The sequence below is a fragment of the Ruegeria sp. YTSC002 genome, assembly GCF_059609845.1.
The window spans coordinates 62,583-80,167 of sequence record NZ_JBXWML010000001.1 but is presented as its reverse complement, the minus strand read 5'-3'; the positions used below and the strand labels follow the sequence as shown (position 1 = coordinate 80,167).

14 protein-coding genes are annotated in these 17,585 nt (G+C 60.0%); 8 read left to right on the top strand and 6 right to left on the bottom strand.

The window, feature by feature from the left end; all coding sequences use genetic code 11:
• Positions 1-2: 2 nt before the first annotated feature.
• From AC2FFD_RS00395 to AC2FFD_RS00385, 3 genes are all read right to left on the bottom strand, one after another.
• Positions 3-1,334 (bottom strand): NAD(P)/FAD-dependent oxidoreductase, encoded by a 1,332-nt coding sequence (locus AC2FFD_RS00395; RefSeq protein ID WP_496871372.1) that lies wholly within the window; start codon positions 1,332-1,334, stop codon positions 3-5.
• Between the two features lie 137 nt (positions 1,335-1,471).
• Positions 1,472-1,696 carry a hypothetical protein gene (locus AC2FFD_RS00390; protein ID WP_254447215.1) on the bottom strand — a complete coding sequence of 75 codons (225 nt, stop codon included), beginning with the start codon at positions 1,694-1,696 and terminating at the stop codon, positions 1,472-1,474.
• Positions 1,697-2,009: 313 nt separating this feature from the next.
• Positions 2,010-3,668, bottom strand: coding sequence for an NAD+ synthase (locus tag AC2FFD_RS00385; RefSeq protein ID WP_425078904.1), 1,659 nt, complete (start codon positions 3,666-3,668; stop codon positions 2,010-2,012).
• Positions 3,669-3,821: 153 nt separating this feature from the next.
• On the opposite strand from AC2FFD_RS00385, the gene AC2FFD_RS00380 reads away from it, so the two are divergent.
• Positions 3,822-5,303: an MORN repeat-containing protein gene (locus AC2FFD_RS00380; RefSeq protein WP_496871370.1), complete on the top strand. Its 1,482-nt coding sequence runs from the start codon at positions 3,822-3,824 to the stop codon at positions 5,301-5,303.
• A gap of 4 nt (positions 5,304-5,307) precedes the next feature.
• On the opposite strand, the gene AC2FFD_RS00375 is transcribed toward AC2FFD_RS00380, so the two are convergent.
• Entirely contained in the window at positions 5,308-5,973 is a 666-nt protein-coding gene (locus AC2FFD_RS00375; protein WP_480683598.1) for an SDR family NAD(P)-dependent oxidoreductase, read from the bottom strand.
• Between the two features lie 288 nt (positions 5,974-6,261).
• Between AC2FFD_RS00375 and AC2FFD_RS00370 the strand changes: the two genes are divergently transcribed.
• Positions 6,262-7,830, top strand: a complete 1,569-nt coding sequence (locus AC2FFD_RS00370; protein WP_425078907.1) for a 2-isopropylmalate synthase — start codon at positions 6,262-6,264, stop codon at positions 7,828-7,830.
• 178 nt (positions 7,831-8,008) lie between these two features.
• Here the strand turns inward: AC2FFD_RS00370 and AC2FFD_RS00365 are convergent, their stop codons facing one another.
• A complete protein-coding gene (locus AC2FFD_RS00365; protein ID WP_496871368.1) occupies positions 8,009-8,794 on the bottom strand; it encodes a 23S rRNA (adenine(2030)-N(6))-methyltransferase RlmJ in 786 nt (261 codons plus the stop codon).
• A gap of 155 nt (positions 8,795-8,949) precedes the next feature.
• On the opposite strand from AC2FFD_RS00365, the gene AC2FFD_RS00360 reads away from it, so the two are divergent.
• The 6 genes from AC2FFD_RS00360 to AC2FFD_RS00335 are packed head-to-tail and all read left to right on the top strand — an operon-like array spanning position 8,950 to position 15,516.
• The gene (locus AC2FFD_RS00360) at positions 8,950-9,996 is read left to right on the top strand and encodes a rod shape-determining protein (RefSeq protein WP_039523195.1); all 1,047 of its coding nucleotides are present in this window, start codon (positions 8,950-8,952) and stop codon (positions 9,994-9,996) included.
• A 58-nt stretch (positions 9,997-10,054) separates the two neighbouring features.
• Entirely contained in the window at positions 10,055-10,957 is a 903-nt protein-coding gene (gene mreC / locus AC2FFD_RS00355; RefSeq protein WP_170346418.1) for a rod shape-determining protein MreC, read from the top strand.
• The gene (locus tag AC2FFD_RS00350; protein WP_496871366.1) at positions 10,950-11,486 is read left to right on the top strand and encodes a rod shape-determining protein MreD; all 537 of its coding nucleotides are present in this window, start codon (positions 10,950-10,952) and stop codon (positions 11,484-11,486) included. Before mreC ends, AC2FFD_RS00350 begins: the two co-directional genes overlap by 8 nt.
• Positions 11,483-13,432, top strand: a complete 1,950-nt coding sequence (gene mrdA / locus AC2FFD_RS00345; protein WP_496871364.1) for a penicillin-binding protein 2 — start codon at positions 11,483-11,485, stop codon at positions 13,430-13,432. The genes AC2FFD_RS00350 and mrdA overlap by 4 nt, the downstream gene beginning before the upstream one ends.
• Positions 13,429-14,568, top strand: a complete 1,140-nt coding sequence (rodA, locus tag AC2FFD_RS00340) for a rod shape-determining protein RodA (protein WP_170346415.1) — start codon at positions 13,429-13,431, stop codon at positions 14,566-14,568. Before mrdA ends, rodA begins: the two co-directional genes overlap by 4 nt.
• Before the next feature lie 15 nt (positions 14,569-14,583).
• A complete protein-coding gene (locus tag AC2FFD_RS00335) occupies positions 14,584-15,516 on the top strand; it encodes a 2-hydroxyacid dehydrogenase (RefSeq protein ID WP_496871362.1) in 933 nt (310 codons plus the stop codon).
• Positions 15,517-15,518: 2 nt separating this feature from the next.
• Here AC2FFD_RS00335 and AC2FFD_RS00330 read toward each other — a convergent pair whose 3' ends face one another.
• Positions 15,519-17,534: a M3 family metallopeptidase gene (locus AC2FFD_RS00330; RefSeq protein WP_496871360.1), complete on the bottom strand. Its 2,016-nt coding sequence runs from the start codon at positions 17,532-17,534 to the stop codon at positions 15,519-15,521.
• Positions 17,535-17,585 lie beyond the last annotated feature (51 nt).

Below are 17,585 nucleotides of genomic sequence, written 5' to 3'. Positions count from 1 at the left end.
TGTCAGTACCCCGGATCCGGTCGCACTTTTGAACCGTCGCTGAACCGCGACAGGCGAAAGGCAGCCGGGTCCACGCAAGGCACTGTTTCTGAAACCAGATCAGCCATCAGCCGCCCCGCCCCGGGGCCGATCCCAAAACCATGGCCTGAAAACCCGGTGGCAATGTACATTCCCGGCAGATCATCCACACCCGAGATGACGGGAATGGCATCCGGCGTCACATCGATCAAACCTGCCCAGCTTTGTACGATCTCGCCGGTTTGCACAGCGGGATATCCCTTGCATGCACTGGCCCAGGCGCGTCGCAACGTTTTTTGCGACGGCTCAGGGTCCAGGATCCGGCACTTTTCGAATGGTGTCACATCGGTTGGCAGCCATCTCCGGTCCTGTTTTGCTTCGATCGTCCAGCGTTTGGACAGGCGAAAGCGCAGAGATTTCCACTCCTGCACAAATGCCGGCAGGAACTGCATCGCCAATCGAAAACTGTCCGGCACGATGTCAACGGTATTCTCATGACCGGACGCAATTGTGTAACCGCCATCGGCCCGTTTTCGGATCGCAAAGTCATCCGACCACAACGCCGCCTCAGGCCCCTCTGCGATGGGGGATGTGCGCAGGACCGTATTCAGAACTTTCAGCTGCGGCAGTTCGATCCCCGCATTGCCTGCAAACAGGCGCGACCACGCGCCCCCGGCCAGAACGACGCGCCCGCTGGCAACTCTGCCGCGTTCGGTGAAGACACCGGCGATACGTCCAGCCTGAACGTCCACGCTGCGCACGGCGCAATTCGTCATGATCACCGCGCCCCGAGCCCGCGCAGCTTCGGCAATGGCGGGGGCTGTCCATTGAGGTTCGGCACGACCATCCTGCGGCATGTACAGCGCTGTTTCAAAGCCCGTTTGGTTGCCGCGCAAAAGGTCTGCCAGCTCACCGCCCGAAACCATCCGCGCGCCGGTCTGCAAACCCTCCACGTGGTACAGCCAACGCTCCATGTTCCCCGCATCCCGCTTGCCCGATGCACCAAAAAGAATACCGGATCGGGTGAAACCTGTCTTGCGGTCCAGCCGGTCATCCAGCGTCTGCCAGATGCGCAACGATTCCTGCATCAGGGGAATTTCCCTTGGGTCCCGCATCCCAAGACGGACCCACCCCCAATTGCGAGAACTCTGTTCGGCGGCAATCTGCCCTTTTTCGCACAAAAGAACCGAGGCACCCCGCTCGGCCAGTTCCAACGCGGTTGAAACGCCGATGATTCCGCCGCCGATGACCACGACATCAACGGTTTTGGGCAGGGCAAGATCAGGTTCTACAGGAGTCGGTTTGGGCGCGGTCATCGATAGGCCTTACTCTGTCACTTGGACCGTTATGGAGACCAAGAGACAAAGCATAGGCAATACAAACCGTCACCGCGACCACGCGAATTTTGGCATCTGTGACCCAGACGCCTGAGGTTATGAATGCGGGCCGAAGGTTACGCTGCGCCGGACAGTTCCGCCCATTTCTGGCGCAAGATCGAGGACAACCGGTTTTCCTTCAGCGCCGCTTGCGCAGACACATCTTCCTGTGGAAGCAATTGCGGAAACTCTGGCCGCAACATCGCCACTCTCTGATCTTCCGACTGCCGCTGCTCATTCAACAAATCGGCAATTGCTGCATCCAGCTTTTCTTCATCCAATTCTTGCGGCGGAGATTCCATCGTACGCCACTTCAAAGGCACATGAAGCGATCTTTCATAATCCTCGTACATTTTAACACCAAACCATTCACTCAGACATCCAACCCCGGATACGCCGCGTTCACCAAAATCAGCTTTGCAACTTCAACAAACAATACGTCGCATCCGCCCCACATCGGGCAACTTCCAAGCAAAAATGTGTCAGAAAAATGTCATCCAAACAAGTCTGGCGTGGCGTTTTTTGCCCCATTTAACAGGCAACACCCCCCGATCTGGGAACAAAGCGCGTAAAGGAAACGTCACTGTTTCCGATCTTGCAGAACGGGCTTCGATTTCAGCGACGTTCGCGCCAGCGATTCACGATCGGGTACCGCCGGTCCAGCCAGAATGCCCGCTTGCTCAAGCGCGTGCCCGGAGCGGACTGGAACCGCTTGTACTCGCTGATATAGATCAGATGTTCGACCCTTCTCGCATCCGCCTCGTCAAATCCGGCGGCGACGCAATCCGCGATGGATCCGTCCTGATCGACCAGAATATCAAGTATCCCATCCAGTACCGGATAGTCCGGCAGGCTGTCGCTGTCCTTCTGATCCTCGCGCAGTTCGGCGCTGGGGGGTTTGTCGATGACGGACGGGCGAATGACCTCTCCGTCAGGCCCCATCATCCAGTCTCGATGATTGGCGTTGCGCCAGCGGCAGGTTTCGAACACGCGGGTCTTGTACAGATCCTTGATCGGGTTGTAGCCGCCATTCATGTCGCCATAGATCGTGGCATAACCCACAGCGACCTCGGACTTGTTGCCGGTGGTCAACAGCATTTCACCAAACTTGTTCGAGATCGCCATCAGCAAAAGCCCGCGCAGGCGGGACTGGATGTTTTCCTCGGTCAACCCTTCGTCCAACCCCGCAAACAGCGGAGCGAGCGTATTGGTGACGGCAGCCCGGCTTTCAGAAATCGGCACATGGTCATAGTGCACACCCAGCGCCTTGGCGACGGCCTCGGCATCGTCCAATGAGGCTTGGCTGGTATATTCCGACGGCAACATCACACAGCGAACGTTGTCGGCCCCGATAGCGTCCACCGCGATAGTTGCCACCAACGCGGAATCGATCCCTCCGGACAATCCCAGCACTGCTTTTTTGAAACCGGTCTTGCCCATATAGTCCCGCAGGGACTGCACCATCGCGCGATAGTCCTGCTCCCACACATCCGGCTGGGGCACGATCTCAGCCGGCACAATGCGCCAGCCATCATCGCCGCGCTCAAGATCCACCTGCGCAATCACTTCGTCGAATACCGGCATCCGGAAGGCCAGTTCTCCGCCCGGGTTGAGACCGAAGCTGGCGCCGTCAAAGACCTGATCATCCTGCCCGCCAACCATGTTCAAATAGATCAGCGGCAGGCCCGTTTCGACCACGCGCGCGACCATATGGTTCAGACGTACATCGTATTTGTTCCGGAAATAGGGCGATCCATTGGGAATCAGTAGAAACTCGGCCCCGGATTCCTCAAGCGTTTCGGCGACGTCCGGGTGCCAGCCATCCTCGCAGATGGGGCTGCCGATCCGGAAGTTGCCAACCGAATACGGACCGCCCAGAGGACCCGCATCATACAGGCGCACTTCGTCGAAAACAGTCTCATTCGGCAGGTGGTGCTTCAGAACCTTGCTGGTGATCCGCCCCCCCTTCAGGATCAGATAGGCGTTGTACAGCTTTCCGTCATCGACCCACGGACCACCCAGGGCAATCGCGGGCCCTTCGGCGCATTTCTCGGCCAGAGACTCGACCGCATCCATGGCCGCGCGATGAAACACCGGTTTCAGCACCAGATCCTGCGTGTTGTAGCCGGTGATGAACATCTCGGGGAACGCCACCAGATCGGCCCCCGCCGCCTTGCCCTGTTCCCATGCGGCAACGACCTTGGCCGCATTGCCGTCGATATCCCCTACGGTCGGGTTCAGTTGCGCCAGAGTGATGCGGAAACGGTCGGCCATGCTGCCCTCTTGCCTCGTCAGTCCTACTGCCATTTAGCAGATCACCGCGCGAGTAAAAGGCCAATGCGGCAAAACCCGTTGCCCTGCCCTCGACGGTACCCTAGTTTTGCGCACAGGGATGCAACCAACGATGATCCGGCAGGCAGGACCAAAATGAACGTGATCCGAAACTCAATTGGGGCTGTGGCCATGAGCCTGGCAGCTGCGACCGCTTTTGCGCAGGACGGTACGGTTATCGTCAAGGATGACGAAGTGGGCGGCGTCTACGAGGGCACTTATGAGAATGGCCTGCGCCACGGGACGGGTACGTATCGGCTGCCCAACGGGTTCGAATACACCGGCCAGTGGGTGGAAGGCGAAATTCAGGGTCAGGGCGTCACCAAGTACCCGGATGGATCGGTTTACGAAGGCGCGTTCGCCAAAGGTCAGCCGGAAGGGCGCGGCAAGATCGTCTATGCCAATGGCAGCAGCTATGACGGTGAGTGGTCCAACGGATCCATCAACGGCACGGGCGTCGCTGAATTTGCCAATGGCTCGCGCTATGAGGGTGAATTCAGGAACGCACAGCGGCACGGCAAGGGCAAACTGACCTTTCCCGACGGATATGTCTACGATGGCGATTGGGTGGACGGCCAGCGACAAGGCAAGGCCACGATCACCTATGCCGATGGCAGCGTCTACGAAGGCGATGTCAATGCCGGCTTGCGCGATGGCACAGGCACCCAGACGATGCCTGACGGAATGAAATACGAGGGCGAATGGACACAGGACCAGATCACCGGGACGGGTCGTCTGACCTATGCCAATGGCGATGTGTATGAAGGCGCGCTTGTGGAAGGGCGCCGCCAGGGCAAGGGCAAAGTAACTCACGCGTCAGGGGACGTCTACGAGGGTGACTTTGTCGATGATCGCCGCCATGGCAACGGCACGTTCACCGGAACTGATGGTTTTGTGTACACCGGCGACTGGAACCAGGGTCAGATAGAAGGCCTGGGAGAGCTGACTTATCCCGACGGTTCGGTTTACGTGGGCGATTTCGTGGCCGATCTGGCGGAAGGAAACGGCCGCATCACCTATCCCGACGGCTCCACCTACGAGGGTGAGTGGATCGCGGGCGTCATCGAAGGTCAGGGTACGGCGACCTATGCCACCGGTATGATCTACAAGGGTCAGTTCAAAAACGCGCAAAGCCACGGCAAGGGTGTGATGACCCGCGCGGACGGTTCGATCTATGACGGGGATTGGGTCAACGGGGTCCGTCAGGGAAAAGGCAAGGCGACCTACTCTGACGGCACCGTTTACACCGGAGATTTCATGAACGGAAAACGTCACGGCAAAGGAGAAATCGTGACCCCTGCCGGGTTCAAGTATGTCGGCGACTGGTCCGAGGGCAAAATCAACGGCGAAGGCATAGCGACCTACTCGAACGGCGACGTCTATGAGGGCAACTTTGTCGACAACAAGAGGCAGGGCAGCGGGACCATGCGTTACGCCAACGGGCAAGAAGAAACCGGTATCTGGGAAAACGGTGTGCTGCCGAATCAAACCCCGGATCAACAGGGCGGCGCAGACACTCCGGCACAGCAGACAGACCCGGAGTCAGAGACGGTACAACCAGATCCGTCTAGCGAATGATCGCTCACCAGGGAACAGGTTTTCCGGCCCAGTCAAAGAACCCACCGGTATCTGCCGGGCTTAAACCGCCGATCACGGACAACAGATTGCGCGCGGCTTCCACGGGTTCAACGGCGGGATGCCGGTCCAGGTATTTCCGGGTAAATTCTGTCTTGACCGTACCCGGATGCAGCGCAACACATATCGCCTGTTTATGGGTCCGGGCCAATTCTATCGCCGAAGTATGGACGATTTGATTGACCGCTGCTTTGGCCGCGCGGTAGCTGATCCAGCCGCCCATCCGGTTATCTCCTATTGAACCGACCCGCGCGGACAAAACAGCAAACACCGAACGCCGCTGTCGCGGCAACAATTGATGGGCCCGGCTTAGCACCAGCGCCGGACCAACGGCATTCAGAGCAAACTGGTCCATCATTGCCCTTGCCGAAACAGATCGAATGGTCTTTTCGGGCGCATTGCCTGAAATTTCCAGCGCCCCGGAAGCGACAAGAACAAGATCGAACGGGCCTGAAAGGCGATCAAGCATCCGACTCGCTTGGTCCGGTTCCATCAGATCGAACCCCTCGACAGAGCGCGAAAGGCACGTCACCGCAACACCCTGTGCCTCCAATTGCTCGCGTACGGCCGCACCGATCCCGCCGGACGCACCAATGATCAAAGCAGTATCCATCTGCGACCAGCTAGCGGCATGGACGGATCAATCAAGGGGCGGGAATTTCGACCCCCCTACGCCGCAACTTGTCGAAAATTGGTTCTTTTCATTCCCGGCGGCGTCTGTATAACCTCAAACCCATGATCAACTGCGCAGATATCCCTTTTGCCAAAGCCGCCCCTCGCGGCGCGGTTCTGCGTGGCCTACTGATCCTAATCCGCCTCTGAGCGTGCCATCCGGCGCGCCCGCTCAGAGGAGGACGCCAGCGCGCCAACAGGCTTTAGGACAGACAAGAAAGAGATTCCCATGACCAACGTGACCGACCAAGACCGTGTCTTGATCTTCGATACCACTTTGCGCGACGGCGAGCAGAGCCCAGGCGCGACCATGACCCATGACGAAAAGCTCGAGATTGCCGAGCTGCTGGATGACATGGGCGTCGACATCATCGAAGCCGGTTTTCCGATCGCATCCGAAGGTGACTTCAAAGCGGTATCCGAGATCGCCAAGAACGCCAAGAACGCCCGTATCTGTGGTCTGGCCCGCGCCAATTTCGCCGATATCGATCGCTGCTGGGAGGCGGTCAGACACGCGGAACAGAACCGCATTCACACCTTCATCGGCACCTCTCCGCTGCACCGCGCCATTCCGAACCTGACACAGGACGAGATGGCTGACAAAATTCACGAAACGGTCAGCCACGCGCGCAACCTGTGCGAAAACGTGCAGTGGTCGCCGATGGACGCGACCCGGACCGAATGGGATTACCTGTGCCGCGTCATCGAAATCGCGATCAAGGCCGGGGCGACCACCATCAACATCCCCGACACCGTGGGGTATACTGCGCCGCTGGAATCCGCGGACCTGATCAAACGCCTGATCGAAACGGTTCCGGGCGCAGATGAGGTGATCTTTGCCACCCATTGTCATAACGACCTCGGCATGGCGACCGCGAATTCGCTGGCGGCGGTCATCGGTGGTGCGCGCCAGATCGAATGCACCATCAACGGCCTGGGTGAACGCGCCGGCAACACCGCCCTGGAAGAGGTCGTGATGGCAATGCGCACGCGCAATGACATCATGCCCTTCCACACCGGGATCGACACGACCAAGATCATGCATATCTCGCGCCGGGTCGCTACGGTGTCGGGCTTCAACGTGCAGTTCAACAAGGCCATCGTCGGCAAGAACGCGTTTGCCCACGAAAGCGGCATCCATCAGGACGGCATGCTCAAGAACCGCGACAATTTCGAGATCATGCGCCCCGAGGATATCGGCCTGTCGGGCACATCCCTGCCTCTGGGCAAACACTCGGGCCGCGCGGCTCTGCGCGACAAACTGGAAACGCTGGGCTTTGAAGTTGGCGACAATCAACTCAAAGACATCTTCGTGCGGTTCAAGGATTTGGCGGATCGCAAGAAAGAAGTGTTCGACGATGATCTCATTGCGCTGATGACCCTGGATGAGGCGGATGACTATCTGCAACTGGTGTCGATGAAGGTCACCTGCGGCACCGGCGGGCAGGCGGAATCGACGGTCGAGTTGGAAGTCGACGGCAAGGACGTCATCGCAACTGAACACGGTGACGGGCCGGTAGACGCGACCTTCAAGGCAATCCGTGCGATTTACCCCAACACGGCCCGCTTGCAGCTGTATCAGGTTCATGCGGTGACCGAAGGCACCGATGCGCAGGCCACGGTTTCGGTCAGGCTGGAAGAAGATGGCATGATCGCCACGGGTCAATCAGCGAACACGGATACCGTCGTGGCTTCGGCCAAAGCCTATATCCACGCGCTGAACCGCCTGATCGTGCGCCGGGAAAAGACCGGCCCGGGCGCCGATGCCCGCGAAATCAGCTACAAAGACCTGACCTGATCCGAATTGGCGCGGCGAGGGGCTCCCGCACCTGCGGTTGCCCGGCTGCGCCGAGCACCCTTGCAGCTTTGGGCCCGGCAGCGCGCCTGCGGCGCGCTGCCGGGCCCAACATGTTTGACGGCATCTCTGATGCGGGCAAACAGGGCGGGAGCATCGGTTGCATTTCTTTTGGCTGACCTCAGAGACCTGCGAATAGCTGCGACAGACGTGTCGTTTCTTCCTCGATGCCGAATGGTGCGTTCAGAATGAACATCCCTGATCCCACCATCCGATGCCCCTCGCGCACCGGTGGGAATGTCACCTCATGACAAATGGCCTTGGGGAAGTTTTGCGCTTCAAGCGTCGCGATCATCCGGGCGTGGCGTTTGTCCGTCAGAACCGGGTACCACAGCGCGACCACCCCGACATTCCATTTCCGGTGCAGTTTGGCAATCACGCCGGGCAGTCGATCGTAATCAGTCTTCACCTCATAGCTTGGGTCAATCAGAAACATTCCCCGTCGCGGCGTCGGAGGCAGCAGGGATTGCGCCAGTTCAAACCCGTCCTGCTGATACACCCTCGCCCCGAACGGCGACATCGCCAAAGACAGCGCGGCATGTTCCTGAGGGTGCAGCTCTGCAAAATGCAGACTGTCCTGATCCCTCAACAGACTTGCTGCAATCATCGGTGACCCCGGATAGGCCGCGTCACCGTGCCGGGCCTGTACGTTTTCCAGAACCCGCGCCATCGGATGTCCGGGTCCGAACCACCCTTCTCGTTTCGCGCGCTCGATCCCAGCCGCTGCCTCGCCCGTCCGCATGGATTCGTCTGCGTCCAACTGGTACAGCCCCCGTCCGGAATGCGTTTCGATATAGCTGAGCGGCTTGTCCTTGCGCGTCAAATAATCCAGCACCCAGGCCAGCAATGCGTGCTTTTGGACATCAGCCAGATTCCCGGCGTGGTAAATGTGTTGATAAGAGAGCATTTTGCCTTCTAAAGTCCCATTCAATAAGGCGGAAAGGTGCTGATTGTCGCGGAATCAGCCCTTTTACCGGGCGTGATGGCACCCTATAAGTCATCCGTCCCGGAACCGTCGAGTCGCGGGCAGTAGAAAAACCGACATACAGGATCAGGGGAAACATGGGGATCTTTGGCAATCTGGGCGGCCTGTTCACAGCGGACATGGCCATCGACCTTGGAACGGCGAACACGCTGGTTTACGTCAAGGGGCGCGGTGTCATCCTGTCTGAGCCTTCGGTCGTAGCCTATCACGTCAAGGACGGCGTGAAGAAAGTTCTGGCTGTCGGCGAAGATGCCAAGCTGATGCTGGGGCGAACGCCCGGTTCGATCGAAGCCATCCGCCCCATGCGCGAAGGCGTGATTGCTGACTTCGATACAGCCGAAGAAATGATCAAGCACTTCATCCGCAAGGTGCACAAGCGTTCGACTTTCTCGAAGCCCAAGATCATCGTCTGCGTCCCCCATGGCGCGACACCCGTTGAAAAGCGTGCGATCCGTCAGTCAGTTCTGTCCGCTGGCGCCCGCCGCGCCGGCCTGATCGCCGAACCGATCGCCGCCGCGATTGGCGCGGGCATGCCGATCACCGACCCGACCGGCAACATGGTCGTCGACATCGGTGGTGGTACAACCGAAGTGGCGGTTCTGTCGCTGGGTGACATCGTCTATGCCCGCTCGGTCCGCGTCGGTGGTGACCGCATGGATGAAGCCATTATCTCGTACCTGCGTCGTCAGCAGAACCTGCTGGTCGGTGAATCCACCGCCGAGCGGATCAAGACGACAATCGGCACGGCGCGGATGCCCGATGATGGCCGCGGCCAGTCGATGCATATCCGGGGTCGTGACCTGTTGAACGGCGTTCCCAAGGAAATCGAGATCAGCCAGGCCCAGGTCGCCGAGGCACTGTCGGAACCTGTCCAGCAGATCTGCGAGGCTGTGATGACCGCTCTGGAAACCACTCCACCCGATCTGGCCGCCGATATCGTGGACCGGGGCGTCATGCTGACCGGTGGTGGTGCATTGCTGGGCGATCTTGATCTTGCCCTGCGCGAACAGACCGGCCTGGCCGTGTCCATTGCGGACGAAAGCCTGAATTGTGTGGCTTTGGGCACGGGCAAGGCGCTAGAATACGAAAAACAGCTGCGCCACGCGATTGACTACGAAAGCTAAGGCGCGCACCTTCTAGGGACAGGCTTAATTCGGCACGAGCAGCACGGGAAGGTAACCTGTGGCAAAAGACCGATCACAGCGCGATGACTACACGACCCCTCTGCGCCGCTTGTTGCTGGGGATCGTTATCCTGTGCTTGCTGGGCATCTTTCTGGTCTGGCGGATCGACAGCCCCCGAGTCGAGCGGTTCCGCGCGCAGGTGGTGGACGCGGTCGTACCGTCGATGGATTGGGCCATGGTGCCCGTGACTGCCGCTGTGAACCTTGTGCGCGATTTCCAAAGCTACCAGCGCCTGAGCGAGCAGAACCGCGAGTTGCGCAGCGAACTGCGCCTGATGCGTGCCTGGAAAGAGGCCGCACTGCAATTGGAGCAGGAGAATGCACGGCTGTTGGATCTGAACAATGTCCGCCTCGACCCGCGCCTGACATACATCACGGGTGTCGTGATGGCCGACAGCGGGTCACCCTTCCGGCAGTCCGTCCTGTTGAATGTGGGGGAGCGCGACGGGATCGTCGATGGATGGGCCACGATGGACGGGATCGGGCTGGTTGGCCGCATTTCCGGAGTCGGGCCGGACACGGCTCGGGTGATCCTGGTGACGGACGCGACCAGCGCCATTCCGGCAACGATCCAGCCTTCTGGCCAGACCGCACTGATCAAAGGAGATAACACCCCGGCCCCAGTGGTCGAGTTCCTGGAAAACCGAGAGCTGGTCCGTCCCGGTGATCGAGTGATCACATCCGGCGACGGTGGCGTTTTTCCGGCAGGTCTGCTGATCGGCCAGATCGCCGCGGATCCGGGCGGCCGCCTGCGCGTTCGCCTTTCGGCGGATTTTGAACGGCTCGAGTTTCTTCGTGTTCTGCGCTTCCATTCGCCCCCGCCAATTCAGGATCCGGGTGGGATCGTCGGGCCAACGCGACCCGAAACTGCGCTTGTACCGGATGAGGTAAGTGATGGATAGGCCCGCCTCATACAACTGGGCCATGCGCAGCCTTTACGCGGCACTGGCTTTTGTCGTGCTGTTCCTGCATTTGCTGCCGCTTGATGCGCAACCGGATCGCTGGCCCTTTCCCGATGTGCTGATTGCGCTGACCTTTGCCTGGGTGTTGCGGCGCCCCGATTATGTGCCCACCCTGTTGGTCGCGTTTGTCATGCTGATGGCGGATCTGCTGCTGCAACGCCCGCCCGGCCTTCTGGCCGCGCTGGTGGTGTTCGGCGCAGCCTATCTGCGCGCTGCCGCCCCGGGTATGAAGGACACCGGATTTGTCGGAGAATGGATGTCTGTCGGTGTGGTGATTGCCATGGTGTTTTTGATGAACCGAGTCGTCCTGTCGATCTTGTCGGTGCAGCAGGCCGCCTTGTGGCCAGTGGTGATTCAACTTGTGCTAACAATCGCCTTCTACCCGGTCATCGTGCTGCTGACCCAAAGCGTATTTGGCGTCCACCGCCTGTCTGCTGCGGATGCCGGAGCCGTAGGAGGCAGGGCATGAAGCAACGCAAACCCAAATCGCCGGGCCTTGCCTATAAACGCCTGCCACGCCGGGCGCTGCTGCTGGGCGGTTTGCAGGCGGCTTTTGTCGGCGGGCTGGCCGCACGGATGCGTTTCATGCAGGTGGATCAGGCCGACGAATATCGCCTGCTGGCCGAAGAAAACCGCATCAACATTCGCCTGATCCCGCCAACCCGTGGACGTATCTATGACCGCAACGGGCAGATCATCGGTCAGAACTCACCATCCTATCGCATCGTCATCGTGCGTGAAGACGCAGGTGACGTCGACAAGGTGATTGCCAAATTGTCGGAACTCATCCCGCTGAACGATGATGAGATCGAGCGCGCCCGGACCGAAATGCGCCGATCAGCGCCGTTCCTGCCGGTGACTCTGGCGGATCAGGTCACTTGGGAAGACATCTCGAAAGTCGCGGTCAATGCCCCGGCCCTGCCGGGTGTGACGCCCGAGGTCGGCCTGACGCGACAATACCCACGCTATGAGGATTTCGCCCATATCGTCGGCTATGTCGGCCCGGTCAGCGACTATGATCTCAGCAAGCTCGAAGACCCCGAGCCGGTTTTGCGGATCCCCCGGTTCCAGATCGGCAAGGTCGGGTTGGAGGCCAAACAGGAAATTGCCTTGCGTGGCAAAGCCGGCGCAAAGCGTGTCGAAGTCAACGCCACCGGGCGCGTCATGCGCGAACTGGACCGGCAGGAAGGTCAGCCGGGTGCGGACCTGCAATTGACGATCGATGCCGACCTGCAACAATACGCGCAAGCGCGGCTGGCAGGTGAAAGCGCGGCTGCCATTGTTCTGGATTGCGAAACCGGGGATCTGCGCGCCGTCAGCTCTACACCCAGTTTCGATCCAAATCTGTTTGTGCGCGGTATCTCGGTCGCTGATTATCGGGCGTTGACGCAGGACAAGTATCGCCCCCTGGCCAACAAGTCCGTGCAAGGCACTTATCCCCCGGGGTCGACATTCAAGATGGTCACTGCATTGGCCGCGCTGGAGGCTGGCGTGATAGGCCCCGGAAACACAGTGTATTGCCCCGGGCACCTGAAGGTCGGCAGCCGCCGGTTCCACTGCTGGAAACGCGGCGGGCATGGCACGGTTGATCTGAACCTGTCGCTGAAACGCAGCTGCGACGTCTATTACTACGACGTGGCCTTGCGGGTGGGCATCGACAAGATATCCGAGATGGCCCGTACATTGGGGCTGGGCGTCAAGCACGATATTCCGATGTCGGCGGTTGCCGCTGGACTTGCCCCCAATCAGGAATGGAAGCAGCGGACACACGGTCAGGATTGGCTGGTGGGCGACACGGCCAACGCGTCCATCGGGCAAGGGTTCATGCTGGCCTCACCGTTGCAACTGGCCGTAATGACGGCTCGTATCGCCACCGGCCGATCTGTGACACCGCGGCTTGTGCGTTCGATCGACGGTATCGAGCAGACTTCGGGCGCGGGGGAACCGCTGGACATCAATTCCTACAATCTGGAACAGGTGCGCAAGGCCATGTATTCGGTCTCGAACGACCGGCGGGGGACTGCCTATCGCAGCCGCATCATCGCGGACGAGTTCCGCATGGCCGGCAAAACCGGCACCAGCCAGGTTCGAAACATCACCAAGGCCGAACGTGCCGCCGGCGTGATCCGCAACGAAGACCTGCCATGGGAACGTCGCGACCACGCGTTGTTCGTCTGCTTCGCGCCCTACGACAATCCGAAATACGCGGTTGCCGTGGTCGTTGAACATGGCGGCGGCGGGTCCAAGGCGGCGGCACCGGTGGCCCGCGATATCATGCTTCAGGCGCTCTACAACGGTACTCCGCCGCTTGAGGCATATCCGGTTGCCGACCGCGAGCGCATCAAGGAACAGCAAAAACGGCTCGAGGGCGACCGTCGCCCCAAAGCGCGTCCAGACGGAAAGGACCGCGCATGAGCTATCTAGAATATGCCGTGAAATCCACGCCGTCGGGGTTTCGGAAGTTCCTGTACATGAACTGGCCGCTGACCCTGCTGCTGATCAGCACCGCCAGCGCAGGGTTCCTGATGCTGTATTCGGTCGCAGGCGGGTCGTGGACACCCTGGGCCGAGCCGCAGATGGAGAGGTTCGGGCTTGGCTTGATCGCGATGTTCATCATTGCTCTGGTTCCGATCTGGTTCTGGCGCAACATGTCCGTTCTGGCCTATCTCGGGTCGGTCGCATTGCTGGTATTCGTGGAATTGTTCGGCACCATCGGCATGGGCGCACAGCGCTGGATCGACCTTGGGTTCATGCGCCTTCAGCCCTCAGAGGTCATGAAGGTGGCCCTGGTCATGGTTCTGGCGGCGTATTACGATTGGCTTCCATCGCACAAGACGTCCCGCCCTCTGTGGGTCTTCATCCCCGTGGCCCTGATTGTTCTGCCCACCTTGCTTGTTCTGAAGCAACCGGATCTCGGCACGTCGATCCTGCTGTTGGCCGCCGGTGGCGGGCTGATGTTTCTTGCAGGTGTCCACTGGGCTTACTTTGCAGCCGTCATTGCCGCCGTCGTGGGCCTGATCGCCGCCGTGTTCAACAGTCGCGGGACCGAATGGCAGTTGCTCAAGGATTATCAGTTCCGCCGGATCGACACGTTTCTCGACCCCTCTACCGATCCTCTGGGTGCCGGGTATCACATCACGCAATCCAAGATCGCCCTTGGATCGGGGGGCTGGAACGGGCGCGGTTTCATGCAGGGTACACAATCCCGGCTGAACTTCCTGCCCGAGAAACACACCGATTTCATCTTCACCACCCTCGCCGAGGAGTTCGGCTTTGTCGGGGGCATCACGCTCTTGGTTCTCTACGCCCTGATCCTTGTGTTCTGCATGGCGACCGCGCTGGCCACCAAGGATCGGTTCTCCTCTCTGGTTACTCTGGGCATCGCGCTGAACTTCTTCTTGTTCTTTGCCGTCAACATGTCGATGGTGATGGGCATGGCACCGGTCGTGGGCGTCCCACTGCCAATGGTCAGCTATGGCGGATCGGCCATGCTGGTGCTGATGGCCGCGTTCGGCATCGTCCAAAGCGCACATATCCATCGTCCCCGCTGATCTGAAAGGCCCCCGATGCCCGTAAACGTTCTGTTTTCCGCGCGCCCTGCCCTGTGGCCCGTGTATGAACCGCTGCTCACTCGATACCTTGCAGAAGCTGGCGTAGAGGCGGAGATCAGTACGGAATTTGACCCGGATCAGGTTGATTACGTTGTCTACGCTCCGAATGGCGGGTTACTGGATTTTTCGCCCTTTTCGCGCCTGAAGGCGGTTCTGAGCCTTTGGGCCGGTGTCGAAAAGATCGCGGACAATGACACGCTGAGCGTCCCATTGGCACGGATGGTGGATCACGGGCTGACGCAGGGAATGACCGAGTGGGTGGTGGGCCATGTGCTGCGCTATCATCTGGGAATGGATCGCCACATCACCATCCAGGATGGCGTCTGGGCCCCGGATGCCCCACCTTTGGCGCAGCAGCGCAACCTGTGCATTCTGGGCCTCGGCGCGTTGGGTGAAGCCGCGGCCCGCGCCCTGGCCTCGCTGAATTTCACGGTCACTGGCTGGAGCCGCACCGCCAAGGACATCCCCGGCGTAACCTGTCTGCACGGTCCTGACGGGCTGCGTGATGCGCTTTCCCGGGCCGAGATACTGGTTCTGCTGCTGCCTGACACCGCTGCCACGGAAAACGCGTTGAATGCTGAAACGCTGGCCCTGCTGCCCAAAGGCGCGCGGATCATCAACCCGGGTCGCGGGCCCCTGATTGATGACGAAGCGCTGCTGGATGCCTTGAACTCGGGTCAGGTCGGTCACGCGACGCTGGATGTGTTCCGGGTCGAGCCCCTGCCCCCCGACCACCCGTATTGGTCACATCCGAACGTGACCGTGACCCCTCATATCGCGTCCGAGACCCGCCCGGTCACAGCCGCGCAGGTCGTTTGCGAAAACATCCGGCGTGGCGAAGCCGGAGAGCCCTTCGTGCACCTGGTGGATCGCACATTGGGCTACTGATTTCAGGCCGCGATCAGACCGCGGCCTTTCAACAGGGCGTCAACCCCCGGCAATCTTCCCCGGAACGCCAGGTACAGGTCTTCTGCCTCGCGCGAACCGCCAGTGGACAGGATGTTGTCCTCCAGCGCCTTGGCGCGTTCGGGGTCAAAGGCACCACCCGCCTCTTCAAAGGCGGCAAAGGCGTCGGCATCCATCACTTCGGACCACATATAGCTGTAATACCCCGAGCTGTAGCCGTCGCCTGCGAAGACATGCGCGAAATGCGGAGTGGCATGGCGCATTCCAATGGCCTTCGGCATCCCCAACCCGGCCAGAACTTCCGACTGTTTCGCCATCGGATCTGCCGGTGCCTCGCCATCGTGGAAGGCCAGATCGACAAGGGCCGAGGCGACATATTCCACCGTCTGGAATCCCTGATCGAAATTGGCCGCCTTCAGCACCTTTTGCAGCATTTCCTGCGGCATCGGCTCGCCCGTTTCCGCATGGGTCGCAAATTCGGCAAGGACCTCTGGCACTTCCAGCCAATGTTCGTAAAGCTGGCTGGGCAATTCCACGAAATCGCGCGCGACCGACGTGCCCGAGATGCTTTCATATGTCACGTTGGACAGCATCTGGTGCAGGGCATGGCCGAATTCATGAAACAGGGTCCGCGCGTCATCATAGGACAGCAAGGCGGGATCCCCCTTGGCGAAGTTGCAGACATTGATGACAACCGGTGTCTGCTTCTTTGGGAATTTGGCCTGTGCCCTCATCGCGCTGCACCAGGCACCTGACCGCTTGGACCCTCGTGCAAAGTAGTCTCCGATAAACACGGCAATATGCTGCCCGTCGCGGGTAACGTCCCAAGCCCGGCAATCCGGGTGATAGAGGGGTACGTCCAACGGTTTGAATTCCAGCCCGAAAAGCCGGTTGGCGCAGGCAAACGAAGCCTCGATCATGCGATCCAGTTGCAGATAGGGTTTCAACGCGGCCTCATCCAGATCGTGTTCCGCCTTGCGCCGCTTTTCAGCGTAGTACCGCCAATCCCAGGCTTCCAGCGGGCCATTGATGCCGTCTTCCTGCATCATCTGCGTCAGAACACCTGCGTCGGCATCTGCGCGGGACTTGGCCGGTTCCCATACCTGCATCAAAAGCTCACGCACCCGATCCGGCGTGCGCGCCATCTCGGTTTCCAGCTTGTAGTCGGCGAACGTGTCATAGCCCAGAAGCTTGGCGCGCTCTTCGCGCAAGGCCAGGATCTCGGCCGCGATGTCTCGGTTGTCGGTCTCGCCCCCATTGGCACCGCGCGCGGCCCAGGCACGATAGGCTTTTTCGCGCAGGTCCCGGCGGGGCGAAAACTGTAGGAATGGCACGATCAGCGACCGTGACAAGGTGACCACTGGTCCCTCGGCTTTCTTCTCCTGCCCCGCGGCACGTGCCGCGTCCACAACGAAATCCGGCAGGCCGTTCAGATCCTCTTCGGTCAGGTCCATGAACCAGTCCCGCTCATCCGCCAGCAGGTTCTGGGTAAACGCCGTGCCCAGCGACGCGAGGCGCGACTTGATCTCTTGCATACGGGCGTCTTCGTCCCCCTCCAAGGCCGCGCCGGCACGCACAAAACCCCGGTGGGTCAGCATCAGCACACGCGCCTGCTCCTCGGTCAGGTCAAGATCATCGCGCCGTGCCCATAGGTCGGCAACACGCTTGAACAGCGATTTGTTTGAAGAAATGCCCGAAAAATGCGCTGAAAGCCTGGGGGAAAACGCGCGTTGCAGTTCTTCCCGCTTTGGGTTGCTGTCCGCGCCCGCAATCGTGAAGAAGACCGACAGGACCTTGTCCAGTTGCCCGCCCGCAGCCTCGAGCGCCTCGATCGTGTTGGCGAATGTGGGGGTATCCGGATTTGCAGCTATCGCATCAATCTCGGCGTTATGCTCTTTCATCGCCTGCTCCAGTGCGGGCGAGAAATCATCATCCGAGATATCGGAAAAAGGGGCGATTTCAAACGGTGTGGTCCAATTGGACAGGATCGGGTTGGTCATGCGGATCTCCTTTGATCCCATAGCTATGTTGCCATGGCCGGGTGTTCCAGA